The 19,098-nt window shown below is 59.1% G+C and carries 19 protein-coding genes and 2 pseudogenes; 12 read left to right on the top strand and 9 right to left on the bottom strand.

What is annotated here, in order from left to right; translation table 11 throughout:
- The 8 genes and pseudogenes from JWS10_RS09605 to fliI all read left to right on the top strand — a co-directional run.
- Positions 1-294, top strand: a pseudogene (locus JWS10_RS09605) (flagellar motor stator protein MotA); the annotation flags it as partial.
- Positions 291-2,444, top strand: coding sequence for a hypothetical protein (locus JWS10_RS09600; protein ID WP_299506737.1), 2,154 nt, complete (start codon positions 291-293; stop codon positions 2,442-2,444). The pseudogene JWS10_RS09605 and the gene JWS10_RS09600, both read left to right, overlap by 4 nt.
- A gap of 99 nt (positions 2,445-2,543) precedes the next feature.
- A complete protein-coding gene (locus tag JWS10_RS09595) occupies positions 2,544-3,260 on the top strand; it encodes a lytic transglycosylase domain-containing protein (protein ID WP_299506735.1) in 717 nt (238 codons plus the stop codon).
- The gene (flhA, locus tag JWS10_RS09590; protein WP_299506733.1) at positions 3,261-5,339 is read left to right on the top strand and encodes a flagellar biosynthesis protein FlhA; all 2,079 of its coding nucleotides are present in this window, start codon (positions 3,261-3,263) and stop codon (positions 5,337-5,339) included.
- The gene (locus tag JWS10_RS09585; protein ID WP_299506731.1) at positions 5,336-6,112 is read left to right on the top strand and encodes a flagellar biosynthetic protein FliR; all 777 of its coding nucleotides are present in this window, start codon (positions 5,336-5,338) and stop codon (positions 6,110-6,112) included. Before flhA ends, JWS10_RS09585 begins: the two co-directional genes overlap by 4 nt.
- Before the next feature lie 40 nt (positions 6,113-6,152).
- Complete coding sequence (locus tag JWS10_RS09580) at positions 6,153-7,184, top strand: flagellar type III secretion system protein FlhB (protein ID WP_299506748.1); 1,032 nt, start codon at positions 6,153-6,155, stop codon at positions 7,182-7,184.
- Complete coding sequence (locus tag JWS10_RS09575) at positions 7,181-7,459, top strand: hypothetical protein (protein ID WP_299506729.1); 279 nt, start codon at positions 7,181-7,183, stop codon at positions 7,457-7,459. Before JWS10_RS09580 ends, JWS10_RS09575 begins: the two co-directional genes overlap by 4 nt.
- Positions 7,371-8,186: pseudogene (fliI, locus tag JWS10_RS09570) on the top strand (flagellum-specific ATP synthase FliI); the annotation flags it as partial. The gene JWS10_RS09575 and the pseudogene fliI, both read left to right, overlap by 89 nt.
- Here the strand turns inward: fliI and JWS10_RS09565 are convergent.
- The 6 genes from JWS10_RS09565 to JWS10_RS09540 all read right to left on the bottom strand — a co-directional run bounded on the left by JWS10_RS09565 (position 8,167) and on the right by JWS10_RS09540 (position 11,791).
- Positions 8,167-8,988, bottom strand: coding sequence for a DUF1217 domain-containing protein (locus JWS10_RS09565; RefSeq protein WP_299506727.1), 822 nt, complete (start codon positions 8,986-8,988; stop codon positions 8,167-8,169). The pseudogene fliI and the gene JWS10_RS09565 sit on opposite strands and share 20 nt — an antisense overlap.
- Positions 8,985-9,386, bottom strand: a complete 402-nt coding sequence (flbT, locus tag JWS10_RS09560; protein ID WP_299506725.1) for a flagellar biosynthesis repressor FlbT — start codon at positions 9,384-9,386, stop codon at positions 8,985-8,987. The genes JWS10_RS09565 and flbT overlap by 4 nt, the downstream gene beginning before the upstream one ends.
- Entirely contained in the window at positions 9,383-9,763 is a 381-nt protein-coding gene (gene flaF / locus JWS10_RS09555; RefSeq protein WP_299506723.1) for a flagellar biosynthesis regulator FlaF, read from the bottom strand. The genes flbT and flaF overlap by 4 nt, the downstream gene beginning before the upstream one ends.
- A 77-nt stretch (positions 9,764-9,840) precedes the next feature.
- Positions 9,841-11,061: a flagellin gene (locus JWS10_RS09550; RefSeq protein ID WP_299506721.1), complete on the bottom strand. Its 1,221-nt coding sequence runs from the start codon at positions 11,059-11,061 to the stop codon at positions 9,841-9,843.
- Positions 11,062-11,262: 201 nt separating this feature from the next.
- Positions 11,263-11,580, bottom strand: a complete 318-nt coding sequence (locus tag JWS10_RS09545) for a hypothetical protein (RefSeq protein ID WP_299480928.1) — start codon at positions 11,578-11,580, stop codon at positions 11,263-11,265.
- Positions 11,570-11,791, bottom strand: coding sequence for a rod-binding protein (locus tag JWS10_RS09540; RefSeq protein WP_299506746.1), 222 nt, complete (start codon positions 11,789-11,791; stop codon positions 11,570-11,572). Before JWS10_RS09540 ends, JWS10_RS09545 begins: the two co-directional genes overlap by 11 nt.
- Positions 11,792-11,958: 167 nt before the next feature.
- Here JWS10_RS09540 and JWS10_RS09535 point away from each other — a divergent pair, with 167 nt between their 5' ends.
- Entirely contained in the window at positions 11,959-13,266 is a 1,308-nt protein-coding gene (locus JWS10_RS09535; protein WP_299506719.1) for a flagellar hook-length control protein FliK, read from the top strand.
- Positions 13,267-13,340: 74 nt separating this feature from the next.
- Positions 13,341-13,994 (top strand): flagellar hook capping FlgD N-terminal domain-containing protein, encoded by a 654-nt coding sequence (locus tag JWS10_RS09530; protein ID WP_299506717.1) that lies wholly within the window; start codon positions 13,341-13,343, stop codon positions 13,992-13,994.
- Here JWS10_RS09530 and ubiB read toward each other — a convergent pair whose 3' ends face one another.
- Positions 13,995-15,524 (bottom strand): 2-polyprenylphenol 6-hydroxylase, encoded by a 1,530-nt coding sequence (gene ubiB, locus JWS10_RS09525; RefSeq protein ID WP_299506714.1) that lies wholly within the window; start codon positions 15,522-15,524, stop codon positions 13,995-13,997.
- Positions 15,521-16,264 (bottom strand): bifunctional demethylmenaquinone methyltransferase/2-methoxy-6-polyprenyl-1,4-benzoquinol methylase UbiE, encoded by a 744-nt coding sequence (gene ubiE, locus JWS10_RS09520; RefSeq protein WP_299506743.1) that lies wholly within the window; start codon positions 16,262-16,264, stop codon positions 15,521-15,523. The genes ubiB and ubiE overlap by 4 nt, the downstream gene beginning before the upstream one ends.
- Positions 16,265-16,346: 82 nt before the next feature.
- On the opposite strand from ubiE, the gene mutM reads away from it, so the two are divergent.
- Both mutM and JWS10_RS09510 read left to right on the top strand, forming a co-directional pair.
- Positions 16,347-17,192 carry a bifunctional DNA-formamidopyrimidine glycosylase/DNA-(apurinic or apyrimidinic site) lyase gene (gene mutM / locus JWS10_RS09515; protein WP_299506711.1) on the top strand — a complete coding sequence of 282 codons (846 nt, stop codon included), beginning with the start codon at positions 16,347-16,349 and terminating at the stop codon, positions 17,190-17,192.
- Positions 17,193-17,201: 9 nt separating this feature from the next.
- Positions 17,202-17,978, top strand: a complete 777-nt coding sequence (locus tag JWS10_RS09510) for an enoyl-CoA hydratase (protein ID WP_299506709.1) — start codon at positions 17,202-17,204, stop codon at positions 17,976-17,978.
- A 104-nt stretch (positions 17,979-18,082) separates the two neighbouring features.
- Here the strand turns inward: JWS10_RS09510 and JWS10_RS09505 are convergent, their stop codons facing one another.
- Positions 18,083-19,042: a magnesium transporter CorA family protein gene (locus JWS10_RS09505; protein ID WP_299506707.1), complete on the bottom strand. Its 960-nt coding sequence runs from the start codon at positions 19,040-19,042 to the stop codon at positions 18,083-18,085.
- Positions 19,043-19,098 lie beyond the last annotated feature (56 nt).

Below are 19,098 nucleotides of genomic sequence, written 5' to 3'. Positions count from 1 at the left end.
GATCAACCACCTGAAATCCTTGGCGAAATGATCGGCTCGGCGCTGGTTGGCACCTTTCTGGGCGTGTTTCTTGCCTATGGCATCATGGGTCCGTTTGCCGCGCGAGTGAAGACGGTGATCGAAGATGACGGGCATTTTTATCAACTTGTCCGCGAAGTTCTGGTGGCCAATTTGCACCGGCACGCACCGAACATCTGCATCGAAGTCGGTCGCCAAAACACGCCCCACCACGTGCGCCCCACATTCGCGGCGGTTGAGGAATCGCTCAGGGCGCTAAAGCAGGAGGCTGCATGATCCGGCTGATTTTAGCGATCTGGTTTGCTTTGGCGGGTGTGGCAATGGCCACCCCGGTGTTGGTGAAAACCGGAGAACATGACGGCTTCACGCGCTTGGTGCTGGAGTATCGCGGCGCGGTTGACTGGCAATTGGGGCGTAGCGATGACGGTTACGATCTGGCGATTGCCAAAGCCACGCCAAGCTATGATCTGACCGAAGCATTTAAGTTGATCGGTACAAGTCGCTTGGCCGGAATTTCGACGGATCCCGAAAATGGCAACTTACATCTCTCGATCGCTTGTGCCTGCTATGCGATACCGTTTGAATTTCGCCCCGGGATCGTGGTGATCGACCTGCGTGACGGCACACCGCCTAAGGGCTCGTCTTTTGAACACCCGCTCACACAGACTCTCGCGCCGAAAACCGCTGCCAAACTAACCACCACCCCTTGGTCGGCTACCAGCGGCTATAACTGGACGGTGGAGGCTGTGACGCAGCTGCGCGGTAACCGTCTCATCCAATCCCCGCCAGCCGATACCGCGTTGCAGCCGCTGCGCAACACGCTTTTGCATCAGCTCAGTCGTGGTGCTGCAGAGGGCGTTGTCGAGATGGCGAAGCTGCGGCCGGGCAGCGGGCCGATCCTGACGCGACCAAACGACAGCTTCGACTCGGCGCGTGTCGGCTTGGGTGAGTTGCCGGGGGTGGCGGTTTCAAATGGTCTGTCGGATCATCAGAATATCGGTGCGCAAGGGCAACGCTGCATCGAGAGTCAGCGGCTTGACGTGGCAAGCTGGGGCGATGGAACGCCGGTTTTAGCTCAAATGGCGATGTCAAATTCAAGTTTGATCGGAGAGTTTGATAAGCCTGACGCTGCGGCCCTGCAACGCGCCGTGCAATTTCGCCTATCTATCGGTTTCGGTGTTGAAGCGCTGCAATTGCTTCAAGCTTTCCCCACTGATTTGGCTGACCGCGCAATTTGGAAAAGCATGGCAAAGCTGGTCGATGGCCGCCCTGACCTCGGCTCGGTATTTCTTGGACAGCAATCTTGCGACACGTCTGCGGCTCTTTGGGCTGTGCTCGCGCAACCCGATCTTAGGCCAGACCAATACGCCAATACGGATGCGGCCTTTCTGGCGTTCTCGGCCTTGCCAATAGGGCTGCGGCGCGATCTTGGCCCCACTTTAGCGGATCGCTTCATTGCCATCGGGGCAGACCGCACTGCGACGCGTGTGCGCGATGCCATCTTGCGTGCACCGGGTGGAGCAGGCCCGGATGCCACGCTGTTGACTGCCACGCTGGACATGCGTACCGGCGATCCGGCGGCGGCAGAGGCGGTTTTGCAGCGCATGATTTCCGACCCTGGTCCCGGCACACCCGACGCTATTGTCGCGCTTGTTGAAGCCAGAGTTGCGCAAGATCTGCCCGTCGCTCCGGACATGGTTGCGGCAGTTCAGGCAATTGTCAGGGAACAAATCGGCGCGGGTGCAGAGCCAGCGGCGTTGCGGGCGCTGCTGCTGGCCACAGCCGCGTCGGGAGATATCGACGCTGCCTTCTCGTTGCTGCCCAAAGCCCCGGACGCCGAGCCGAAACTTTGGCGTGTGCTGTCGCTGTTGGGCACCGATGACGCTGTTTTAGCGCATGCGGTGCTTACACCAAACGCCTCGCTGCCACATATTGAGCCTCAGACTGCGGCAAAACTTGCCGAGCGGCTATTGCTTCTGGGCATGGCCGATAGCGCGCTAAAGTGGCTGCCTGATGCGGCTCATTTCGACCCCATTCTGCTTGCCCGCGTTCATTTGCAACGACACGATGCGCGGGCTGCACTGCGCGCGTTGACGGGTCAAAGCACAAAACAGGCGGTGATGTTGCGCGCACAAGCAATGTTGCAGCTGGGCGAAAACGACGCTGCCGCACAGATTTACGCCGAAGCGGGCGCCGCGCCGTCCGAACTGCGCGCGCTTGGCAAGGCTGAAAACTGGGCCGAAATTGGCAAGCACGGCGCCGATCCGTGGAAGCAAGTCGCAGCCGAGTTGGCACCTCTGCCATCATCCAACACTGAGACAGCACGTGTCGAAGGCCCGCTCGCGCAAGGCAAGCGCCTGGTCGAAAACAGCGCCGCGACGCGCAGCGCAGTCGATAAATTAATCGCGAAAATTGCACAGCCATAATTCGTCAACTATCGGCACTGGTTACGATTTGGAAAGATTCGCAGCGTAATCTGCCAGAACCGGCGTCACAAAACGTGGCCGATCACTCGGGTGAAACCCATGCGTCTTCATTCAAAATCTATGCGGCTTCGCGGGACTTTTCTCGCACTTACCGCGATCCTGCTGCTTGCGGGTGCTGCGCCCAGTCATAACGATGCCACGGCCTGCGATATTGCGGCACAGCACGCGGCGCAAAATAGCACTGTGCCTCTGGAGTTGCTGATGGCGATCAGCCGCGTGGAAACCGGAAGGCGCGTCGGCGACGAAAGTCTGGCTTGGCCATGGGCAATCAATCAGGGTGGTCAGAGCCATTGGTTCGACGATGCCGACCAAGCCATCAGTTTTGCCAACGATCTGCTCGCTAACGGAGAGGAAAATTTCGACGCGGGTTGTTTTCAGATCAACCTGCACTGGCACGGCAAGAATTTTGGCTCGGTCGAGGATATGTTCGATCCCCAGACCAATGCCACCTATGCCGCAGCGTTTCTGACCGAGCTGTTTCAGTCCGAAGGCGGCTGGCCTCAGGCCGTGGCCGCCTATCATTCGCGTAGCCCAGACGAGGCGCAGATCTATCTGGTCAAGGTGGAGGCCGCGCTAAACGATTTGCGAGCGACCGGCGCGGTTCCGACTGCGCCTGACTACGTGATGGCCGCTGCGCGAGGCCAGACGCCGCGTATCAATCGGTTTCCCTTGCTACAGGCGGGTGCGCACGGGTCGCAGGCCTCGCTGGTGCCGCTCAAAGAAGGCGTTTTGCCCCTGTTCGCGGCGGTTCCGTAAATGCCCAAATTTCAACTGACCGCAGCCTCGCTTTACCAGCCAACCATCTGGCTCGCTCTCGCTTTGATGGCCGTCATCATGATGATGGTGCTGCCAATGCCCGCTTGGGTGCTGGATCTCGGGCTTGCCCTGTCCTTTGCGCTGGCGATCTTGATGCTGACAGTGACGCTTTTCATCGAGCGTCCGCTGGATTTCTCGGCTTTCCCGACGATCCTTCTAGCATCTTTGATGCTGCGGTTATCGCTGAACATCTCCTCCACCAAGCTTATTATTGGTCAGGGTCACACCGGAACCGATGCCGCTGGCCATGTCATCCAAGGGTTTGCAGAGTTTATCATGGGCGGTAATCTGCTGCTCGGCATCGTGATTTTTTGTGTGCTGTTGATCGTTAATTTTGTTGTCATCACCAAAGGCGCCGGCCGCATGGCCGAGGTTGGCGCGCGGTTCGCGTTGGATGGAATGCCGGGAGAGCAGCTCGCGATTGATGCCGATATGGCGGCAGGCGCGATTGATCACGCCGAAGCCAAGCGTCGGCGTGAAATGGAATTGGCCGAAACCACCTTTTTCGGCTCGCTGGATGGTGCGTCGAAATTCGTGAAGGGCGATGCCGTGGCGAGCCTGCTTATCACCGGACTGAACATCGTCGTGGGTTTGGTGGTGGGCACGGTGATGCATGGCATGCCTATTGGTCAAGCCTTTGAAACATATGCAATTTTGACCGTAGGCGACGGCTTGGTCAGCCAAATTCCGGCGGTAATCATATCGGTAGCGGCGGCGCTCTTGCTGTCGCGAGGCGGTGCAAAAGGTGCGGCTGATGTGTCTTTCTTTGCGCAGCTTGGTCGCTACCCCGGCGCGCTTGGCACGGTGGCGGTGCTGATGGCGCTTTTTGCCGTGGTGCCGGGTATGCCGTTTCTGCCCTTTATGACAGGGGCGGGTTTGATGGGGTGGGGAGCTTTTGCAATGCACCGCAAAGCGCAGCGAGCAGCCGTGCTTCCCGAGCCGCAAGCCGAAGCGCCAAAACGCAAACAGATGGGCGATGTGCTGGATTTCGATGAAATTCATATTGAATTTGCGCCCAATCTGGTGGGCATGGTGCTGGATCCGGCCACCGGTCTTGATGTGCGTATCTCCAACATGCGCACCCATGTGGCCTCGGCTTTCGGGTTGATCCTGCCCGAAATACGGTTGACCGATGAGGCCAGTCTGCCGCCGGGAACCTACCGGATTCGGTTGCAAGGCGTCGAACGTGTGCGTGATAGGTTGATGCCCGACCGGGTGCTGGTTTTGCTGGCCGATGGTATTGATGCCCCGGCAGGGCAGGATGTCCGCGAGCCGGTTTATGGCGCCCCCGCGCGCTGGATTCGGCCGGATAATCAGGAAGAGGCGGCGCTGGCAGGGTTAACGGTGGTTTCGGCGGCAGAAGTGCTGGCAACGCATTTGCTGGAGGTGATCCGAGGCAATCTTTCGCGGCTGCTTTCCTTGCGTGGATTGCGTCGGCTGCTCGACGAGTTCGCGACGCTTTCGGACGCCAGCCGCAGCGAGTCCAACCGTCGTTTGCTGGATGAACTGGTGCCGGATAGGGTGCCGGTCGATCTGCTGCTGACCGTGCTGCGCCTGCTTTTGGAGGAACGCATCTCGGTTCGCAACCTGCCGCTTATCCTGGAGGCCATCGCTGAGGCGCGCAGCTTGGGTGCGCCAGAGTCCATATGCGAGCATGTGCGGCAACGGTTGGGTTTTCAACTTGTCGCCGAGTTGAAGCGCGAGGATGGTACCATCCCGCTGGTCCAACTTGCGCCGGAATGGGAGAAAATCTTCACCGCCTTCCAGATCGACGGCGATCGTGGTCAACGCGACGTTGCCCTGCCGCCAGAACAGTTCAGCCGGTTGGCAAATGCCATCGCTGACAGGCTGAACCGCGCCGCCGAGACCGGGATTTATCCGGCGCTCGTCACCTCAACTCTGCGCCGCCGGTTTTTGCGCACGGTTCTCGCGGCAAAGGGGCTGACGGCACCGGTGCTCTCGTATGAAGAAATCGGCCTAGAGGCGCGGCCTGCCATGGTCGGGATCGTGCCGCCTTGAACGATCTGATCACTCACCTAAATGCGCTTACCGGAATTGGCGCCCAGATGCTTTGGCTGGGCCTTGTGGTGTTCATGCGCGTGGGCTCGGCGATGTCGCTGCTGCCGGCTTTCGGTGAGCAGGCTATTCCCACACGGGTGCGGCTGATGCTCGCGCTCGCGTTTACCGCTATCGTAGCACCGGCCGTGCAAATCGCGCCCGATCCCGCGAACGCAGGCGTTCTGCCCCTGTTGATAGAGGTCGTGATTGGCCTGATGCTCGGCATGGCGCTGCGGCTTTTCGTATTTGCGCTGCAAATCGCTGGCACGATGGCAGCACAGGCGACCACGCTTTCGCAGATGTTTGGCGGTGCCGGACCCGAGCCGCAACCCGCCATTGGCAACCTTTTCGTGATGGCGGGCCTCGCCGTTGCCGTGGCAACCGGTCTGCATGTGCGCGCCGCTGAGTTGTTCATTCTGTCCTACCAGATGCTGCCTGCGGGACAGCTTCCCGGTGCCGAAGACGCCGCGCGCTGGGGGCTCTCGCAGATCAGCCAAGCGTTTTCCTTGGCGTTCTGTCTGGCGGCGCCCTTCACCATTGCGGCGCTGCTTTATAACATCGCGCTGGGCATCATCAACCGTGCGATGCCCGCGTTGATGGTCTCAATGATTGGTGCGCCGGCGCTTACTGCGGGCGGCTTGGTTTTGATGGCAATGTCGGTGCCGATGGCCTTGGCTTTGTGGTCGCAATCGCTCCAAAGCTTTTTTGCCGCGCCGTTTCAGGCTCTACCATGAGCGACGACGATGACGACAAAACGAACCCTCGCAAAAGCGGCTGGATGAAGCACGAAAACGCGGCGAAATCCCCAAGTCCACCGACCTGAGCACCGCTGCGGCCTATGCTGGCTTTGTTTTGGTCGGGCTGGTCGGCGGGACCGCGATGTTGCAGCACTTCGGACAGGCAGGGCTGGTGCTGCTTGACCAGCCCGACCGGCTTGCCCCTTTGTTTTTTGGCAACGACACCGCACCGATAGCGGCAATGAGTTTTGCGTTCGCCAGCGCGATTTTGCCGATATTCGCGGCCCCGATGCTGGGTGTCGCTTTGATGCTCGTGGCCCAGCGCGCGGTGCATTTTGCGCCAGAAAAGTTAAGCTTGAAGTGGTCACGCATCTCGCCGCTTGCCAATGCAAAGCAGAAATTCGGCCGCGAGGGCCTGTTTGAGTTTGGTAAAAGCTTTGCAAAACTTCTGGTGGTGGCGTTGATATTGACCGTGCAGCTGTCAGAGAACGCGGCCGATATCCTTGCCAGTCTTGCGATGGAACCGGCCCAAAGCATGGCGCTGATGTTGCAACTACTGCTACATTTCATGCTTTTGGTCGTCCTCACGATCGGCATTTTTGGTGGCGTCGATTACTTCTGGCAGCAGATGCAGCATCGGCGGCGCAACATGATGTCGCGCAAAGATCTGATCGACGAGATGAAGGATTCCGAGGGCGATCCGCATGTCAAACAGCAGCGCCGCCAACGCGCACAACAAATCGCCACCAATCGGCTGCTGCAAGATGTGGCGAAAGCTGACGTGATCGTGGTCAATCCGTCGCATTATGCGGTCGCCCTGAAATGGAGCCGAAAGGGTCGCGCCGCACCGATCTGCGTCGCCAAAGGCGTCGATGAAGTTGCCGCCCGGATTCGCGCAAAGGCTGCCGAAGCTGGCGTGCCGCTGCAATCTGATCCGCCCACGGCGCGGGCGATTTATGCGACGGTGGATATAGGCCAACAAATTCGCCCTGAACATTACCGCGCCGTCGCGGCTGCGATCCGCTTCGCCGAGGCCATGCGCAAACGTCGGAAGATTTATGTGAAATGAGCCAGAAAAACCAAATCGCTCAGTTGCAGCAAGTGTCAAAACTGCTGCTGGACAGCCGCCTCGCCGTGCTGAATGCAGCGGCTCGGGCAAAGCTAGAAAGCGAAGCGCAACTGGCAGGGTTAACGGTGCCACCGCGCGCGGCCGCCGATGTAGCGGAAATCGCGGGTGCTCTGGCGGCCTTAAACTACCCCGCTGCTGGCGAAATTCGCGCGAGGGGTCGATGCAGATGTGGTCGTGATCGCTTTGATCGGGGAACGTGGCCGAGAGTTACGTGAATTTGTCGAGCGGGTGTTGGGGCCCGAAGGCATGAAACGCTCGGTTCTGGTGACGGCGACGTCGGATCAATCAGCCCTCGCCCGCCGCCGTTGTGCGATGGCTGCGATGTCGGTGGCCGAGCATTTTCGCGCCCAAGGTCTGCATGTGCTGTTTTTGGCCGATTCGATCACCCGTTTTGCCGAGGCGCATCGCGAGGTGGCTTTGGCTTCGGGCGAAACGCCTGCTTTGCGCGGCTACCCGCCTTCGGTCGCTCAGGCCATCATGTCTTTGGCCGAACGCGCCGGACCGGGTCCGGAGGGCGAGGGCGATATTACCGCGGTGTTTTCGGTGCTGGTCGCAGGCTCGGATATGGAAGAAACCATCGCCGATATTCTGCGTGGGGTGTTGGATGGCCATGTCGTGATGGATCGCAAAATCGCCGAGCGCGGCCGCTATCCGGCGATTGATCTGCTGCGTTCAGTCTCGCGCAGTTTGCCCGAGGCGGCTACAGAGGGTGAGAATGCCCTGATCTCTCAGGCCCGCCAGCTTCTCGGCGCTTGGGATCGGGCGGAAATGATGATCCAAGCCGGGCTTTACGCCAAAGGTTCTGATCCATTGGTCGATGCCGCGATCAAGGTTTGGCCCAGTCTTGATGGCTTTCTCGCAGAAACCGCGCCTCTGGACGGCATCGCGGGCAGTTTTAACCGTCTCGCCGAAGCGATGGGTGTCAAATATAGCGCGCCCTAGCGTTGCTCGAAATCTGGCTCATCAACAGCAAAGCCGCATTGCCGCTGCCCGATTTCGCATAAGTTTGCGCTTCGGACCGAACCAAGAAACGCCGCACCAAACCTTCCAGCTTGGTCGGATCGGCGAAATCCGCCACCGCATCGGTGCCCAGTTGCGCCTTTGCTTTGGCTTTAAAGGCCCCCAACTGCTGATCCAGATCCAAAACGCCGATGCTGCTTGGCAAACCCAATGCCTTTTCAAACACCGTCCGAAGCGGGGTATTTCCCAGAATTGTGAACCATTTGGTGTTATCAGAACTGCTGGTTTTTGCGGCCAACAGCGGCAACTCACGCTGCAAATTCAGCGCCAACCGCAGATCTTCGCTTTGATCACCCACCGCGGTTTCGAACCGCCGCGCTTTATAGGCAGAGATTATCTCATCGGCGAAAGTCGAAATCTGCGTGCTCGGCACCGCATAATCGCCAAAACCAAACGCCTTCGACAGCTTTTGATACTGCTTGTCGGCCAGTTTATTCGCCAAAGTTCCGGTTTTCAGCGTGCCATCTTGCAGCACTTTCTGAATGAAAAATTTGTTGTCCAAATCCTTCTCCAGCCCGAAAGCCGCCAAAGCGAGCTTTAACAGCCGACGATCTGCCACCAACTGCGCCGCCGTGGTGATCTTACCGATCTTGTCGCGGAAATAAGTCTCATCGCTTTTGACTTCCGGCGCATTGTTGAACGCCTTGGTTTGCGCCGCCATCGTGCGTTTCAGATAGGCCCAGCCAGCGTAGCCATTGAGCGGGATGGCTGGGATGTAGCTCATGCGTGGGCCGCGAAAAGCCGATCTTCGCGCGGCAACAATCCACGCAACGCCTTAAGCACTTGGTAATGCTGGTCTTCCAGTACCCCCGCCGTCGCCTGTGCCAGCAACAAACGGCTGTCGTGGTCATTCATCACCTGACTTAGCTGCTCAATTCCGCGCAGCAAGGGCAGCCGAGCATCCTTCGCCGCAGTATCTCCCGACAGAACCAACTGCGCCAAATAGCACACCCGTCGCACCGGAGTACCGGCCTGTTCGGGGTGAATAGCATCGCGCAGCCGCAGGATATTTGCGTTCGGCGTCATAATGGCAAGCCGAGAGCGTCTTTCGCCATTCTCAACCACGGCGCCATTGATCAAGACCCGTTCATGCGGCCCGAGTTTCAACACCAGGCCACTCATGCGCCACCACCATCGCCACGCAGACCGCGCATCACGGCTGTGTTGATATCAACCAGCACCTCGACCGAGGCTTTGTCCTCACGAATGGCGCGACTGTGCAGGTTGGTAAACTCAAACAGATAAAACAACTGCGCGCGCAGTTTGGCGGGCAAACCGTTGCGGGTCTCAGCAACATCCGCGGCCAAGGTGGACCAGAGCTGCAAGTTTTCATCGAGTGCGGCGATCAAGCCGGGGTAGTTGTCACGCCGCGCCGCAGCCGCCTGCGTCAGGCGCTTGGTGATGCGGGCAAGCAAATCATATTCAAGCGAACGCGGGTTTTTTTGCGGTGCGTCGGGCCGTGCGTAAACCGAGCGCGCAGCGGTAAAGTGGGCTGTCACGGGCTTTCCTTCCTGGGAATCTGAGGGGCACAGATGAAGGCCGAAGGCTTGTGCGCCCCCGGCCCCGTCTTACCGCGTTACGAGCGGAACAGCGCCAGGATGTTCTGCGGTTGCTGATTGGCAATCGACAGCGATTGCGTCGCCAGTTGTTGTTGCACCTGCAACGCTTGCAGACGCGCCGAGGTTTCTTCCATATCGGCATCGACCAGCGTACCAATACCGGCCTTCAAAGCATCCGTGAGTTTGCTGACGAAATCCGATTGAATCTCGATGCGTGACTGCGTCGAACCAAATTCAGCCGCCGCGTTAATCGAGGTTTGTACCATCGCCTCGATACTGCCCAACGCGGTCGTCGCCCCAGAGGTCGTGGTAACGTCGATTGAGGCAAGCGCCCCCAAACCGCCCGAAGCTGCATTCTTAAACTGGCCACTCACGGAAAGGTCACTGGTGCCAGCGTTGGTAAAGGACAACTGACCGGGGCTTGCCGAGTCGTAATCTACCGTCAGCCCCGTTACCCCAAGAGCGTCGATGGCGTTCTTCATGCCAACCGCCACCAAATCGGCGATCGCATTGGCGCCGCTGGTCACATCATTGCTGGAAATCGTGTAGGACGCGGTTTTGTCACCGATCCGCATACTGATTTTATCACCCGCAGCCCAAGCGGTTGCGCCGTCTTGAATGGTGATATCGTCGGTGCCACCGCCCTGATCCAAGGTCAGCACAAACGTATCCGCATCGGTCGAAACCGTGCCACCAGTGGTTGCACCAAACACATCATTCGCGGCATAAGCGCCGGTCGACAGGTTTTGCGCGGTCACCGTGATCGAAGACGCCGTCACGCCGGTGCCGCTGCGATCCAACGAAGACAGCACATCAATCGACGTTTCCGAGCCGTTGATCAGGTTAAGCCCGTTGAACTGCGCCGCACCCACAACCGAATCAATCTGGCCTTTCAGCGCATCAATATCGGTCTGGATTTTAGTGCGATCGACGTTGCTGCCTTGGGCCGCGACGATCTTGCCTTTGATCTTGGTCAAGAGGTCCGTGACGGTTTCAGAAGCTTCACGCGCCACTGACAGCGTCGACGACCCCAGATTGAGGCTGTCAGAAATCCCCTTGAAGCCTTCGACGTCGGATTCCATCACTTTGGAAATTGCCCAAACTGCCGCGTTGTCTTTGGCGCTGGAAACCGACTTGCCCGTCGAAATCTCAGACTGGGTTTTGTTCATGTTGTGATTGATGCCTTTCATAGTTTGCAAGGCAACCATTGCACTCGTATTGGTCAAAATGGACGACATAACCTGTTCCTTCACGATCTGCCTGCGCTTTGCGCCCGGCAAGTTTCGCCACCTTACGATGGCTATTTCGGCGTTCTGGCCGCTGCCCCTGAGGATCCAAAGGCGCCACCCCGTCGTGGGATGCAGGTCTGATAAGCGGGCAAAAGTTCTAACAGAGTTCTAATGCGCGGCGGTGATATCCGTCGGATTTGAGGCAAACCTTCAAAATCTGCGCTGGATTTCTTGTTGGCCGCCATGCGTGGCGCGCTGGCCGTTTTCATCGTAAGTAACGAGCGCAATTGCGTTTTGTTTCACATCATTTAGCCGCCGGATCGCCGCACGCACGCCTTTCGCCGCCGCCGCCGCACTGCTTGCGTTGCGCTCCGCCTTGCGTTGCAGACGTTGCAGCAGCTTTTGATCCATTCGCTTTGGCAGACTCTCTAGCGCCGCATCCAACTTTGGTGAAAGCCTGCCAAGCCCGTCGAAATCCGCAGTAACAATCGCCGTATGCATCTCGTCCATCAGGCGTTCAATTTGCATCGCTTTGGCCTTTCGTCATGGCACGAAACAATTGTTCCGCCAGCCCAATGCCGCCTTTTTCAACCATCTGTCGCGCCTGCTCGTCACGCAAGAATGAGCCGAACTGATCCTCACCAATCCCGCCGCCAAACTCCTGAGGCGTCTTGCCGACCCCCGCATACCCCAGCATTTCCGACAAGAAACTCGCCTCCAGCGCCTTGGCTTGCACCATCAGCGGGCCGTCTTTCTGTGGTCTGGGTTTCGGCAGTGGCAAGGCGGCGGTGATATCCATGGCGGTCTCCTGATCATTCAGATTTTTTGCAGTATCCCGCAGGGCGGTAAACAAGTGGTAACCAATCCCGGCAATAAAGCAGGGACAGCGGGCAAAGTCGGTGAAAGATGATTTCGATAATTCCTCAGGTTTCAGGCGCTTTGGCTCCCGAACAACGCATGTCCTGCGACGATACGCCGGATGCGCAGGGCTTCATCGACGTCCTAGATGCAGAGCAAGACCGCGAGCTGCTGCCAGCCGCGGATGCGCTTGTTCTCGTGGACGGCGCTTTCATATCCTTGCCACTGCCCCCCGCTCTGTCCCGGTCCGTTAACGATCAAACCGCAGGCGATCCGCCAAAATGCGCGCAGCCCTTGACCAAACCAGACGCGCGTCAGGCTTTGAATGTGGCGCAGGCGGTGTCGGTCACCGGCTTTTTGGCACCAGACCATGCGCAGCCGAGGCAACCTGCCGAGCCGACTGTACCGCTAAACCCACCTCACCTCGACCCGTCTGACAGCGCCGCCAAGCCTACTGATACGTCCGTGCGATCTGCGCTTTCACCGCCCGAGAATCCGCAAGCCGCCCCGCCTGAAAAAGCTCAAGCTATCACACCTGCGCAATCAGCGTGGCAAACGCGCCTGCAGATTTTGCCGGCCAACACGCTGCATCCAAACGGTGCAAATGCTCTGCCAACCGCTGACGTCATCGCCATCCCACTGATGAACCGTCCGACAAAACCTGTCGCTCAAACCATTGAAACGGCGCAGGTTTCCGGCCAGCCAACTCACCTTTCGTCGTCGCAAAGTCTCACACAGCAACCCTTCGATCTGGCGATTGTCGCGCCCATCGCTGGCATTGTCGCGGATAGCCCGCCGCCGAAACACCTTGCGCAAGCGGCCCCGCCACCGCCCGATGACGGCCAAGCCAGCCCCCCCGATGCTCAGGCATTTGTCACGCTCGCGGTTGACCCCGCTATCATCCCCGGCCATCCGATCACCGCGCATCGACCCGCTGATCTGCCGACGCAGCCCCCCCTGCCGCCCTCGATTCCCGCCACGCTGCTTCACCACGCAACCGCTGCCCAAGCTGGGCCGGTTGATCTCTTGCTGACGCCGGAAGATCTCGGCCATGTTCGGTTCCAAATTCAGCACCGTGGCGATTCGCTGCATGTGATGCTCAGCGCCGAACATCCCGAGACGTTGGCGCTTTTGCGGCGACATGCCGATCAGTTGCAGCAAGAATTTCGCCAGGCCGGGTTCGCCGAGGCGTCACTAAGCTTCGGCCAATGGGGCCAGCAGCACAAATCCTCAGCCCCGCCAGCTGAATACGAAGCCCCGTCTGACGATCTCGCGTCAGAGCCGAAAATTGCGCGGCCGCGACCCCCTGCCGACGTAAACGGATCATCCGGGCGCGGGCTTAACCTGCGGCTCTGATGCTTTCTTGCTGAGGAAAAGGCGAAGCAATCCGCATAAAATGCAAATCGAAAAGCTCTTGAAAGGAGCGCGCGATGGAAACCACCGCAGTTACCACCCCCCAAACTTCTGCCGCAACGACGAAGCCCAAGGCCGCGATCTCGGCGGATTTCGACACGTTCCTAAAAATGATGACGACTCAGATGAAGAACCAAGACCCGCTCAATCCGATTGATTCGTCCGATTATGCCGTGCAGTTGGCAACGTTTTCCGGTGTCGAGCAACAGACCAGAACCAACCAACTGCTCGAAGGTCTCACCAGCCAGTTTGGTGTGCTGGGTATGGCGCAACTCGCCGCTTGGGTTGGTCAAGAGGCGCGGTCTGCCGCACCGGTCTATCTGGGCGATAAGCCCGTCACCATCAATTATCATCCCGCTGCACAAGCAGATCGCGCCGTTTTGGTAGTAAGAAATGTGAAGGATCAGGTCGTATCGCGAGAGGATGTTTCGCTAGAAGGCGGCGCATATCAATGGCTTGGCGCGGACGCCGCTGGCAAACCTTTGCCGAACGGCGTCTATACGCTGAAAATTGAAAGCTACAACGGCGAGCAGCAACTCGGTGAGGCCGTCTCCGTCGAATCCTATGCGCGCATCCTAGAGGCGCGTGGCGGCAGCAATGGCCCGACCTTGGTTCTGGAGGGCGGCATAGAGGTGAGTGCGACCGATATTACCGCTCTGCGCGTGCCGTGATCACAGCAGATGACCAAGCCAAATCCCCAGCGCAAACACAATGAAAGCGCCAACAATCAGCCGGGTAATCGACACGCGCCGCCGCGTATTCACCGGCAGCGGCGACTCGGCTTGCGCAATCAGAGCGGCCTCAACCAAGCGCGGCAAACGCGGGCCAAACCGCGCCAAAACCCGCGCGGTATGTGCCAGATCACGCAGCAAGGCCACCGGTCCAACATTGCGACCGACATAAGATTCAACCACCGGCCTTGCCACTTGCCAGATGTTAATGTTCGGGTCCAAGCTGCGCGCGACACCTTCAACCACAACCATAGTGCGCTGCAGCAAGATCAGCTCTGTGCGAGTCTCCATGCCAAATCTCTCTGTCACTTCAAACAGATAGGACAGCAACCGCGCCATCGACACGCGGGTGGCCTCAAGCCCGAAAATCGGCTCACCCACCGCCCGCAGCGCACGGGCGAACTCATCAATGTCACGGTCCGGCGGCACATAACCCGCCTCAAAATGCACTTCAGCGACGCGGCGATAATCTTTGCGGATAAACCCCATCAAAATCTCGGCATAGACCCGCCGGGTATATTCGTCGATCCGCCCCATGATACCGAAATCATAAGCGATCAGATTGCCGCTCGCCGCGACCTTCAAATTGCCCTGATGCATGTCGCCATGGAAAAATCCATCGCGCAAAGCGTGGCTTAGAAACAGTTGCAGCACGCGCGCGCCCAAAGCCCGCCGATCCAATCCCGCCGCATCAATCGCCGTGTTATCAGCAAGGTTGATCCCCTCGGCCCAATCCAGCGTCATCACCGTGCGACCCGACAGATCCCACACCACCTTCGGCACCTGAAATCCGGCATCATCTTTGGTGTTATCGGCGAACTCCGACGCCGCCGAAGATTCCAGCCGCAAATCCAACTCGCCCAAAACCACGCCCTCAAAATGCGTGATCACATCCAAAGGTCGCAAGCGGCGCGATGCAGGAGACACAAACTCAATCGCCCGCGCCGCGAAATAAAACGCATCAATGTCGCGGCGAAACGCCCGCTCAATCCCCGGACGCAGCACTTTCACCGCCACATCTTGCCCATTGCTGCGCAAAGTCGCGCGATGCACCTGCGCAATAGAAGCCGCCGCAACGGGTTCCGAAAAGCTGGAAAACACCTCATCCACCGGCAGCCGCAGTTCCTCCGCAACCATAGCCTTGGCGACATCAGTCGGAAACGGAGGCAGCCGATCTTGCAGATACTTCAGCTGCAAAGCCAATTCTTCGCCAACAATATCCGGCCGTGTGGACAAAATCTGACCGAACTTGATATACGCAGGCCCCAGTGCCGTCAGCGCCCGCGTCACCGGAGGCAGCGCCAAATCGCCCTGCAATCCCAGCCACTTAAACGGCCAGCCCAGCATCCGTGCGGCAAAGCGCAGACGCGGCGGCACCTGCATCGCCTCCAACGCCACCGCCATCGCCCCGGTGCGTTCAAACGTTGCCCCGGTGCGGATCAGCCGCCAGATGTTATGCGGTCCTCTCACAGTTTCCAGCCCGAATGCAGCGCCGCAATCCCCATCGTCAGGTTGCGAAATTTCACCTGCTCAAACCCAGCCGTGCGGATCATCGACGCGAACGTCTCTTGTTCAGGAAACTTGCGGATCGATTCGACCAGATACTGATACGACTCGCGATCGCCGGCCACCACCTGCCCCATCACCGGGATCACGTTGAAGCTGTATTTGTCATAGGCCCACTGCGCCAAGTCATTGGGAATCCGCGAAAACTCCAGCACCATCAGCCGCCCGCCCGGCCGCAACACCCGGTAAGCCTCGGCCAAAGCATCGCCAATCCGCGTCACGTTCCGAATACCAAAGGAAATCGTGTAAACATCGAACGAATTGTCGGAAAACGGCAGCGCCATCGCATCGCCGACCACCCAATCGAGCCGCGCCGCGAGTTGATCGGCCTCAGCCCTTTGCCGCCCCGAAACCAGCATCGATTCCGTCAGATCGCACACTACCGCCGTCGAGCCTTCAGCCCGCTTCATAAACCGAAACGCCACATCGCCCGTGCCGCCCGCCACATCCAACAGCCGCTGACCCGCCCTCGGTGCCAGCCAATCCATCATCGCGTCTTTCCAAAGCCGATGCATTCCGCCCGACATCAGATCGTTCATAATGTCATACTTGCTGGCAACCCGCGTGAACACGCCGTGCACCATCCCGGCTTTGTCCGCCTCTGGCACAGTTTGATAGCCGAAATGCGTGGTGTTGTCGTTCATCTCTTGCCGTCCTGTGATTGCACCCCCCTTATAGGCGCGCGCGGCGCAAGCCTCAATGCGCCGATCTGTCACCTGAGGTTCCATGCCAGAACTGCCCGAAGTCGAAACCGTCCGGCGTGGCCTTTTGCCCGCAATGGAGGGCCGCCTGATTGAGCGCGCCGAGGTCAACCGCCCCGATTTGCGCTGGCCTTTGCCCCTGAATATGGCCGAACGCTTGACCGGGCAACGGGTCGTGGCGCTGCGCCGTCGCTCCAAATACATCCTCGCCGATCTGTCCTCGGGTGAGACGCTGCTAATCCACCTCGGCATGTCGGGCCGGATGTTGGTGTCTGGTATCACGCTTGGCAATTTCTTCCACGACCATGCCGCTCCCGAAAAACATGACCATGTTGTGTTGCATATGGAAGGCGGTGCGCGCGTCACTTTCAACGACGCCCGCCGCTTTGGTGCGATGGATCTGCTGCCAACGGCCACCGCCGATGAGCACCCTTTGCTGTCGGAAATCGGCCCAGAACCGATGGGCAATGCGTTCAATGAGAGCTATCTCGCGGCCAAACTGAAAGACCGCAACACTCCAATCAAATCCGCCCTGCTCGACCAACACCTCGTCGCGGGCCTTGGCAATATCTACGTTTGTGAGGTGCTTTACCGCGCCCGCATCGCCCCGAACACCCGCGCGGGCAGTATCGCCAACGCAGGCTCACTGGTGCCGATCATCCGCGAAGTCTTAGCTGAAGCCATCGAAGCCGGCGGCTCCAGCCTGAAAGACTACCGCCGCACCAATGGCGAACTCGGCTATTTCCAGAAATCTTTCGCCGTCTATGGCCGTGAAGGCCAGCCTTGCCAAACCCCCGGCTGCACTTCAACCATCGCCCGCATGGTGCAATCAGGACGATCATCGTTCTACTGCCCCACCTGCCAGATTTAAGGAACCGACATGACCTATGAGACCCTACTTATCGAAATCAACAACCATGTCGCCCTGATCCGCCTGAACCGTCCCGAGGCATTAAACGCGCTCAGTCAACAGCTTATGTCGGAACTCGCCACCGCATTGCAGGCGATGGATACTGACGACACCGTGCGCTGCGTCGTCATCACCGGATCAGAAAAAGCCTTCGCAGCGGGTGCCGACATCCGCGAAATGGCTGGCAAGAGCTTTGCCGAAGCCTTCGTCGGCGACATCTTTGGCCCCGAAGCCGAGGCCATCCAGCGCATCCGCAAACCGATCATCGCCGCCGTGGCTGGCTTTGCTTTGGGGGGCGGCTGCGAACTGGCGATGATGTGCGATTTCATCCTCGCCGCTGATACCGCCAAGTTCGGTCAGCCTGAAATCAACCTTGGCATCATCGCGGGCATGGGCGGCACGCAGCGGCTGACCCGCGCCGTCGGCAAAGCCAAAGCGATGGAGATGAACCTCACAGGGCGCATGATGGACGCAGCCGAGGCTGAACGCGCGGGCCTTGTCAGCCGCATCATCCCTGCCGCAGACCTGATCGACGAAGCTTTGAAAACTGCCGGGAAAATCGCGGCCAAATCGGCCGTTTCCATCCGCGCCGCGAAGGAATCCGTCAACCGCGCCGAGGAAACCACCCTGCGCGAAGGCTTGCTGCACGAACGCCGGCTGTTCCACGCGATGTTTGCCACCGACGATCAAAAAGAGGGCATGACCGCCTTCATCGAAAAGCGCCCGGCCAAGTTTACTGACAGCTAGTCGCAAACACCAAGCCGCCCCGGACTGGATCCGGGGCCTCATGGTATGAGCAGAGGCCCCGGATCAAGTCCGGGGCGGCGGGTTTCGAGATAACTCTCCGACCTCTAAAGCCAGCCCTTCCACCGGAAGAACGCATAGGTCACCACCGCCGACCCGACCATCATCGCCAGCGCCATCGGATAGCCCAAAGCGAGCGTCAGTTCCGGCATGAACTTGAAGTTCATCCCATACATGCTGGCGATCAGCGTTGGCGGCATGAACAGAACGGCGACCACTGAAACGATCCGCACCGTGCTGTTCTGCGCGAGGTTGATCCGCCCCATCGTCGCATCCGACATCAGGCCCAACCGCGACGACAGGAAATCCGCGTGAACCTCCAGCGCCTCAATATCGCGCAACTGCCCGTTCAAAACCAGCCCCAAGCCCTCGTCATTCAGGCGGTGCCCAAGCATCTGATCGACGTAATTCAGCGCCCGCCCCAATGTCAAAAGCGCCAGCCGCACCCGGCTAAGCCGCTCGCCCTCGCCGCCCAGATTGGCCAGCGCCTCCTCAAGTTGCTTTTGCTGATGGCCCTTCGGATCGGGATGATAAATCCCACGCGACACCTTATCCAAGCCGCCGCCCGCGATTTCAAGATGATCCGCCAGCCGTCCGATGACTTCCTCGATCAGCCCCAGAAACACCCGATCTGGCGTTGAACAGCCCAACGTACTTTTGCCTGCGCGCGCCGGATAGGTCTCAAAAGGCCGCGGCGCGTGGTGGCGGATCGTCACCAGCCGCGCTTTCGACACCACAAAACACACCGGCCCCATGACCTGCACACCCAGCGCATCCTGCCCCGGCAGCACGACGGTGAGATAATCCAGATCTTCCTCGTGGTACAAACGGTTAGAGATTTCGATCTCTTCCATGTCAGCCAGCGTCGGCACATCGACGCCCAAAGCCCGCACCGCCGCTTCCTCCTCGGGCGCAGCACGCAGCAGATCAATCCATTCGGCCTGCTCCAATGCCGCCTCGGGCAAAACTTCCAAGCGTTTGTTGGCAAAATTATAAGCCGTCAGCATCCTGCAATCCCCAAAACCTAAGCCCTCTGCGTAGCGCCAATCCTGCCCAGCGCCAA

Origin of the sequence: Cypionkella sp. (assembly GCF_028290025.1) — a bacterium.
Classification (GTDB): domain Bacteria; phylum Pseudomonadota; class Alphaproteobacteria; order Rhodobacterales; family Rhodobacteraceae; genus Cypionkella.
This window is presented reverse-complemented; position numbering and strand designations above follow the sequence as displayed.